The organism is Bifidobacterium sp. LH_419, assembly GCF_056356955.1.
Genome location: NZ_JBKEVG010000006.1, coordinates 131,791 through 139,069, shown reverse-complemented (window position 1 = coordinate 139,069; position 7,279 = coordinate 131,791). Strand labels below are relative to the sequence as shown.

At 65.6% G+C, this 7,279-nt stretch carries 7 protein-coding genes and 2 riboswitches; of the genes, 5 read left to right on the top strand and 2 right to left on the bottom strand.

Annotation, left to right across the window (positions count from 1 at the left end; all coding sequences use genetic code 11):
• Positions 1-267: 267 nt before the first annotated feature.
• Both metK and rpoZ read right to left on the bottom strand, forming a co-directional pair.
• Complete coding sequence (metK, locus tag AC1AYX_RS05835; RefSeq protein ID WP_476502617.1) at positions 268-1,494, bottom strand: methionine adenosyltransferase; 1,227 nt, start codon at positions 1,492-1,494, stop codon at positions 268-270.
• A riboswitch (SAM riboswitch) is annotated at positions 1,490-1,559 on the bottom strand. (Overlaps the previous gene by 5 nt.)
• 183 nt (positions 1,560-1,742) lie before the next feature.
• Positions 1,743-2,072 carry a DNA-directed RNA polymerase subunit omega gene (gene rpoZ, locus AC1AYX_RS05830; protein WP_101622037.1) on the bottom strand — a complete coding sequence of 110 codons (330 nt, stop codon included), beginning with the start codon at positions 2,070-2,072 and terminating at the stop codon, positions 1,743-1,745.
• Between the two features lie 413 nt (positions 2,073-2,485).
• On the opposite strand from rpoZ, the gene AC1AYX_RS05825 reads away from it, so the two are divergent.
• The 5 genes from AC1AYX_RS05825 (at position 2,486) to AC1AYX_RS05805 (ending at position 7,267) form a co-directional block, all read left to right on the top strand.
• Positions 2,486-2,611, top strand: coding sequence for a hypothetical protein (locus AC1AYX_RS05825; RefSeq protein ID WP_476502616.1), 126 nt, complete (start codon positions 2,486-2,488; stop codon positions 2,609-2,611).
• Positions 2,612-2,745: 134 nt separating this feature from the next.
• A complete protein-coding gene (locus tag AC1AYX_RS05820; RefSeq protein WP_476502615.1) occupies positions 2,746-2,874 on the top strand; it encodes a hypothetical protein in 129 nt (42 codons plus the stop codon).
• Positions 2,875-3,135: 261 nt separating this feature from the next.
• Positions 3,136-5,001 (top strand): dihydroxy-acid dehydratase, encoded by a 1,866-nt coding sequence (gene ilvD / locus AC1AYX_RS05815; protein ID WP_476502614.1) that lies wholly within the window; start codon positions 3,136-3,138, stop codon positions 4,999-5,001.
• A 98-nt stretch (positions 5,002-5,099) separates the two neighbouring features.
• Positions 5,100-5,237: riboswitch (FMN riboswitch) on the top strand.
• A gap of 247 nt (positions 5,238-5,484) precedes the next feature.
• Complete coding sequence (gene ribD, locus AC1AYX_RS05810) at positions 5,485-6,600, top strand: bifunctional diaminohydroxyphosphoribosylaminopyrimidine deaminase/5-amino-6-(5-phosphoribosylamino)uracil reductase RibD (RefSeq protein ID WP_476502613.1); 1,116 nt, start codon at positions 5,485-5,487, stop codon at positions 6,598-6,600.
• Positions 6,581-7,267 carry a riboflavin synthase gene (locus AC1AYX_RS05805; RefSeq protein ID WP_476502612.1) on the top strand — a complete coding sequence of 229 codons (687 nt, stop codon included), beginning with the start codon at positions 6,581-6,583 and terminating at the stop codon, positions 7,265-7,267. Before ribD ends, AC1AYX_RS05805 begins: the two co-directional genes overlap by 20 nt.
• The last annotated feature ends 12 nt before the right edge of the window (positions 7,268-7,279 follow it).

Here is a 7,279-nt window from a genome sequence, read left to right as displayed (position 1 = left end):
TCGAGCTTCGGCCTGGATGCAAAAGGAAAGGAAGACAACGGAAATCCTGCGACAGCATCCACACCACGCCCGGGATTTCTAAAACACCACGTTTGGTTCCTATAACCCTACGTACCGGCCCTTCATCGCCCAAGCGTGTCGCACACGCCCCTCACCCCATGGTGCGGTTTGAAGGTTTTGTAAAACCGCGGAAACAAGCCGTTTCCACCTACCGCACCATGGGGGTTTTACCGCACCATGGGAGTGCGGGCGGGGTAAATGGGGTGGTCAGGCGAGGGAGGCGACGGCGGCCTTGAGCTCGTCGACCTTGTCGGTGCGCTCCCACGGGAAGTCGACGTCGACGCGGCCGAAGTGGCCGTAGGCGGCGGTCTTCGCGTAGATCGGGCGCTTCAGGTCGAGTTCGTCGATGATCGCGGCGGGGCGCAGGTCGAACACCTTGCGCACGGCGGCGGCGATCTGGGCGCGGGTCACGCCCTCCTCGGTGCCGTAGGTCTCGACGTTCACGGAGACCGGGTCGGCCACGCCAATCGCGTAGGCGACCTGGACCTCGACGCGGTGCGCGAGGCCGGCGGCGACGATGTTCTTCGCCACCCAGCGGGTCGCGTAGGCGGCGGAACGGTCCACCTTGGACGGGTCCTTGCCGCTGAACGCGCCGCCGCCGTGGTGGGCGGCGCCGCCGTACGTGTCGACGATGATCTTGCGGCCGGTGAGGCCCGCGTCGGCGGCCGGACCGCCGAGCACGAACGAGCCGGTCGGGTTGACGAGCTGACGGTAGTCGTCATGCGCCACGTCGGAGCCGAGCACCTCGTCGAGAATCGGGTCGATGACGTGCGCCTTCAGCTGGTCGCGCAGCCATTCCTGCGTGACCTCCGGATCGTGCTGGGTGGAGATGAGCACGGTGTCGACGCGCAGCGGATGGTCGTTCTCGTCGTATTCGATGGTGACCTGCGTCTTGCCGTCCGGGCGCAGGTGCGGCACCTCGCCGCTCTTGCGCACCTCGGTCAGGCGGTAGGCGAGACGATGCGCGAGGTAGATGGGCAGCGGCATGAGCACGTCGGTCTCGTCGGTGGCGTAGCCGAACATCACGCCCTGGTCGCCGGCGCCCTGCGCCTCGTAGCGTTCCTCACGGCTGGCGGCGGACTCCTTCTCGCCGCTCAGACGGGCGACGCCCTGGTTGATCTCGGCGCTCTGGCCGGTGATGGCGACGATCACGCCGCAGGAGTCGGCGTCGAGGCCGACTTCGGAGGACGTGTAGCCGATGCGGCGCAGCGTCTCGCGCACCTTGGACTGGACGTCGACGTAGCCTTCGGAGGTCACCTCGCCGAACACGAGGAACACGCCGGTGGCGGCGGAGGTTTCGACGGCGACGTGGGACTGCGGGTCCTGGCGGAGCAGTTCGTCGAGAATCTCGTCGGAGATCTGGTCGCACACCTTGTCCGGGTGGCCTTCGGTGACGGATTCGGCGGAGATGAGCTTGCGCTCCTGGTTGGTCATATCATCCCTCTTTCGGACTTATCGCCCCGGCTCCGCGGCACGCGGGGCAAGGGCACAATGATACGTTGTGGTTGTTGTGTTGTCGGGACCGCACGGGATTGGCGCCTGGCGCCATGACGCAGCTTCGCAGCTACGAAAAAGGCCCGCACCAAACCATCGGATGATGGTCGGCGCGAGCCTCAGGTCGTTCGCTCCTGTCGTCCAGTTCTACACGACACGCCGTTTCTGGGCAAGCGTGTGTCGGAAGATCAGTTGCCTTCGGTCAGGTCGTCCTCGCCGAGGGTCTCCTCGAGCAGGCCCTCGTTGATCTCGCGGAAGGCGATGGACAGCGGCTTCTCGTTGTTCTGGTACTCGACGAGCGGGCCGACGTTCTGCAGCAGGCCCTCGTTGAGCTGGGTGAAGTAGGAGTTGATCTGACGGGCGCGCTTGGCGGCGAAGATCGCCAGCGCGTACTTGGAGTCCGCGTGCTCCATGAGATCGTCGATCGTCGGGCTGGCCAGACCGTCGGGGGTGGGGCTGGTGCCGAACTCCTCGTTGCCCTTGACCTCGGTGGTCTCGGTCTCGGTTTCTTCTGCCATATTCATGCTCCAAACCATGGAAAATCTATCTCAACCGCAACAAGTATAGACAGGTGCGGGGACTCCCCCGGCATCGCGACGATCGGCCGCGCGACACGCCGATGGGCCGGAGAATCCGGAAATCCGTTCCGACGGCCGGCGACGGACGGACGACGCCGGCGCCGTCGGAATGGACGGCATGTCAAATCCCAATGATGCCAACGATTCACGGACACCGTGATTGCCAACGTTTGCATCGAACCGGTTCGATACCTGCGGCGATTGCGCTCGCGAATCATCGTCCAACACGCCGGAATCCGAAACTCCCCCTTGCGCAGGTCACGATGGCGCGCTATTCTGAAACCGGTTTCAAACGGAGCCGAGAAAAAACAAGCAAAGCCACCAAGGGGCTTTGACCAACGAAAGGAATTATCATGTCGTTCAAGGATTCCATGATTCGCGGTCTCGCCATGTACGGTGCCAACGCGATGGCCCAGCACTCCATGGGCAACACCAAGGTCCTCTCCGACCTCGTCGAGTCCAACAAGCTCGGCCGCTGAACAAGCGCATAACGCATAAGACTTCGCGGCGCACGTCATCGCAAACAAGACAACAGGAAACGGGCGTCGCACACCGAAAATTGCAAACGTGGTCATCGGCCCAACGCCATGACCGAACCTGAAAGGAAAACATTATGTCGTTCAAGGATTCCATGATTCGCGGTCTCGCCATGTACGGTGCCAGCACGATGGCCCAGAACACCATGGGCAACACCAAGGTCCTCTCCGACATCGTCAACGACGCGCAGAAGATCGCCCGCTGAAACTGACTTGTCGGCTCGTGTCTGAGCCGACCGCTGTGTGAGAGAGAAGAGAAGACGGGGTTCCGGAATCATCCGGAACCCCGTCTTTCATATGCGTGGGCACCGACGCACATGGCGACGGATCAGCGCGGCACTGCGAAAACCGCTCACGGTGCGGTGACGACGCACGCGGCGTGAGCGTTACCGACGTAACATCCTCGTGAATTCCACATATTGACTCTTGACAAAACGCGTGTCCCGATTAAGGACTTGAATGGAATCATGACCGAAATGCGATCCGCAAAACTCATGTCCGGCCGCGTCTTCGCAGGCGCGCGCGCCCTCTACCGTGCCGCAGGCGTCAGCGGCGACGATATGGGCAAGAAGCCCATCATCGCCATCGCCAACTCCTTCGACGAGTTCCTCCCCGGCCACGTCCACCTCAACAAGGTCGGCCGCATCGTCTCCGAGGCCATCAAGGAGGCGGGCGGCATCCCGCGCGAGTTCAACACGATGGCCGTCGACGACGGCATCGCGATGGGCCACACCGGCATGCTCTATTCCCTGCCCTCCCGCGACATCATCGCGGACACCGTCGAATACCAGTGCAACGCGCACTGCGCCGACGCCCTGATCTGCATCCCGAACTGCGACAAGGTCGTCCCCGGCATGCTGATGGCCGCCCTGCGCCTCAACATCCCGACCGTGTTCGTCTCCGGCGGCCCGATGGAGGCCGGCACCACCGTCCTCGCCGACGGCACCGTGAAGAAGAACACCGACCTCATCTCCGTGATGTACGCCTCCGCCGACGACAACGTCTCCGAGGAGGACCTGCTCAACTACGAGAAGACCGTCTGCCCGACCTGCGGCTCCTGCGCCGGCATGTTCACCGCCAATTCGATGAACTGCCTGACCGAGGCCATCGGCCTCGCCCTGCCCGGCAACGGCACGATCCTCGCCTCCCACGGCTTCCGCAAGGAGCTGTTCCGCAAGGCGGCCCGCCAGGTCGTCAAGATCGCGAACCAGTACTACAAGGATTCCGACGACTCCGTGCTGCCGCGCTCCATCGCCACCAAGCACGCGTTCGAGAACGCGATGACGATGGACGTCGCGATGGGCGGCTCCACCAACACCGTGCTGCACATCCTCGCGATGGCCCAGTCCGCGGACGTGGACTTCACGCTCGACGACATCGAGCGCATCTCGCACACCGTGCCGTGCATCTGCAAGGCCGCCCCGTCCGGCAAGTGGGAGATTTCCGACGTGCACCGCGCCGGCGGCATCTGCGGCATCCTCGGCGAGCTCGACCGTGCCGGCAAGCTGCGCAAGGACGTCCATTCGATCGACTATCCGTCGCTCGAGGCCAAGCTCGACGACTGGGACATCATGCGCGACACCTGCACCGAGGAGGCCAAGACCCTCTACCACGCGGCGCCGGGCCACATCATCTCCCCCGAACCGTGGACGCACGAGACGCTGTTCGACTCGCTCGACACCGACCGCGAGCACGGCGCGATCCACGACATCGACCACCCGGAGATCCACGAGGGCGGCCTCGCCGTGCTGCGCGGCAACCTCGCCCCCGACGGCTGCGTCGTCAAGACCGCCGGCGTGCCGCAGGAGATTTGGAAGTTCCGCGGACCGGCACTCGTCGTCGAGTCCCAGGAGGAGGCCATCAAGGTCATCCTCGACGATACCCTCAAGCCCGGCATGGCGCTGGTCATCCGCTACGAGGGCCCGAAGGGCGGCCCGGGCATGCAGGAGATGCTGTACCCGACCTCCTTCGTCAAGGGCAAGGGCATCGGCAAGCAGGTCGCCATGCTCACCGACGGCCGCTACTCCGGCGGCTCCTCGGGTCTGGCCATCGGCCACATGGCCCCGGAGGCCGCGAACAAGGGCCCGGTGGCGCTCATCAAGAACGGCGACATCATCGACATCGACATCGAGGCCCGTTCCGTGAACGTCGAACTGACCGACGAGCAGCTGGCGGAACGCCGCCGCGAGCTCGAGGCCGGCGACGGCTACGTGGCGCACCGCGACCGCAAGGTCTCGCAGGCGCTCAAGGCCTATGCCGCGTTCGCCCGCTCCGCCGACAAGGGCGCGACGCGCGACCCGGAGCTCATCAACAAGCTCTCCGGCCTCGCCTGATCGGGACCCGTCGCGGCAAAGGCCGACGTCCACTACATGGGACGTCGGCCTTTGCCGTCTACGCCCCGTCCCCTATACTGTCGAATCGACAATTCAATACGCATCTTCAGGGCAGGGTGAAATTCCCGATCGGCGGTTCAGTCCGCGAGCATCGATCGATTGCGATCAGCAGTCGCGATGCCGAACCGGTGAGATTCCGGTACCGACAGTCATAGTCTGGATGAAAGAAGCTGCGGCGGCGTGGACCATCGGCCCGCGCATGCGACCGCATACCGTCGCATGCGCGCATCGGGCGATGCGCATCATGCAGCCCATCTCGAACACCCTGGATTTCGAACGGAATCCAGGGTGCTCGCGTTTCAGGGCCGCGAAACATGGCGCGTCTCGCCCGATGCCCGGGCAGCCGGAACCAAACCGGCACACGGCCCCACCGCCATCATGAAGCACCCTGGACATGCCCTATCGCAAGGAAAGGGGATTTTCATGGACGATAGGGACCTCATGTCCGTGGCATTGCGCCACGCACAACTCGGAGCGGGCAAGGTCAACCCGAATCCGATGGTGGGAGCGGTCATTGCGCGCGACGGCGCGATCATCGCCACCGGACATCACGACCATTTCGGCGGATGGCACGCCGAACGCGCCGCGCTCGAAGCGGCGAAACGCGACGGCGTCGACGTGCGCGGCGCCACGATCTACGTCACGCTGGAACCCTGCTGCCACACGGGCAAGCAGCCGCCGTGCACGCAGGCGCTCATCGACGCCGGAATCGCCCGCGTGGTGGTCGGCTCCCCCGACCCGAACCCGCTTGTCGCCGGCAAAGGCGTGCGCCGGCTCGAGGACGCGGGTATCGAGGTCACGCAGGGTGTGCTGCGCGAGGAATGCGACGCGCTCAACGAAATCTTCCTGCACTACATCACCACGCGCACGCCGTTCGTCATGCTCAAATACGCGATGACGCTCGACGGCCGCATCGCCACCGCATCGGGCCTGTCGCGCTGGATCACCGGCGAGGCCGCGCGCCGCCGCGTGCACGAGGACCGCGGCCGGTTCGCCTCGATCATGGTGGGCGTGGGCACGGTCGTCGCCGACGACCCGCAGCTCACCTGCCGCATCGACGGCGGTCACGATCCGATCCGCGTGATATGCGACACCGATTTGCGCACGCCTCGCGACGCGGCGGTCGTCGCCACCGCGCGCGAGACGCCCACGATCATCGCCACCTGCTCGACCGACGAGCCTCGCGCGCAGGCCTACCGCGACGCGGGATGCGAGATCCTCCACGTGCCGGCCGACGCCGACGGGCACGCCTCCGTCGCCGCCACCGTCGAAACGCTCGGCGGGCGCGGCGTCGACAGCATGATGATCGAGGGCGGCGGCGAACTCGCCTGGTCCGCGCTGCGCGACCAGGTCGTGACCAAAGTGAGCGCCTACGTCGCGCCGAAACTGTTCGGCGGCCGCACCGCGCCCGGCCCGGTGGGCGGCGCGGGCGTCGGCGCGCCGGATGACGCCTTCCTCCTCACGCACCGCACCGTCGCCGCGGTGGGCGACGACATCGTCATCGAAGGAGGCGTCGACTATGTTCACCGGAATCGTTGAGGACCTCGGCACGGTCGTCGGATTGGAGAACGGCGCCGACTTCGCACGACTGTCCGTCGACTCGCCGACGGTGGTGACCGATCGCACGGCGATCGGCGAAAGCATCGCCGTCAACGGCGTGTGCCTGACCGTCACGTCCGTGCGCGGCACGACGTTCACCGCCGACGTGATGCACGAGACGCTGCGACGCTCCTCCCTCGGCTCGCTCCGCCGCGGCGACCATGTGGACGTGGAACGCGCGATGCCCGCCGACGGACGGTTCTCCGGGCACATCGTCTCCGGGCACATCGACGGCACCGGCGTGATCACGTCAATCACGCGCGACGGCATCGCCGTCGTCTATACGATCCGCGCGCCGTATGCGCTCATGCGGTTCATCGCCGAGAAGGGATCGATCGCCGTCGAGGGGATCAGCCTGACGGTGACGCACGCCGGACGCGACACGTTCGGCGTGTCGATCATCCCGCACACCGCCGCGCACACGGTGCTGGACGAACGGCGCATCGGCGACGTGGTCAACCTCGAAACCGACCCAATCGCGAAATACACGGCGCGACTGCTGGAGATGCCGGCGGACGGCGGCACGGACGGCGTGACGGCCGGGACGGCCGGAGACGCCGGAACGGGCGCGATCACGGCGGACTTCCTCGCCGCGCACGGATTCTGACAACGACAAGAC